Source organism: Polaromonas sp. P1_G2 (assembly GCF_056405515.1).
In genome coordinates this window covers 1-513 of sequence record NZ_JBFUBY010000909.1, presented here as the reverse complement: position 1 = coordinate 513, position 513 = coordinate 1, and the positions used below count along the sequence as shown (strand labels likewise).

The 513-nt window shown below is 62.2% G+C and carries 1 protein-coding gene; it reads left to right on the top strand.

Going from position 1 to position 513, the window contains the following annotated elements; all coding sequences use genetic code 11:
- The coding region (locus tag AC1D0P_RS28280; RefSeq protein WP_477679766.1) for an SIMPL domain-containing protein at window positions 1-412 on the top strand (412 nt) is incomplete at its 5' end.
- Between the last annotated feature and the right edge of the window lie 101 nt (window positions 413-513).

Below are 513 nucleotides of genomic sequence, written 5' to 3'. Positions count from 1 at the left end.
CAGCAATGGTGAGCAGAAGCCGCCGGTGCTGACCGGCTATCAGGTGAGCAACACGCTGACGGTGCGTATCCGGGACTTGAAAAAGCTCGGCGCCATTCTTGATCGCACCGTGACGCTCGGCGTCAACCAGGGCGGCGATATCCGCTTTACCAATGACAATCCGGAACAGACGATCGAGGCGGCGCGCAAGCTCGCCGTCAAGAATGCCTTTGCCAAGGCGCGGACGCTTGCCGATGCCGCCGGCGTCAAGCTCGGTCGGGTGATCGAGATCAGCGAGGCCAGCAGCCAGCCGCAGCCACAGCCTCTGGAGCGGATGTCGATGGCCAAGCGGGCGGACGCTGCCGTGCCGGTCGCCGCCGGCGAGAATACCTATACGGTCAATGTCTCGATCACCTTTGCGATCGAACAGTAGGAGGTTCTGCCACCGCATGTCGCCCGAAAGCGGTCACCGGTTTCGGGATGGAGACATGCGCAAGAACAATGAGCGTAAGCGCATGTCGCCCGAAAGTGGTC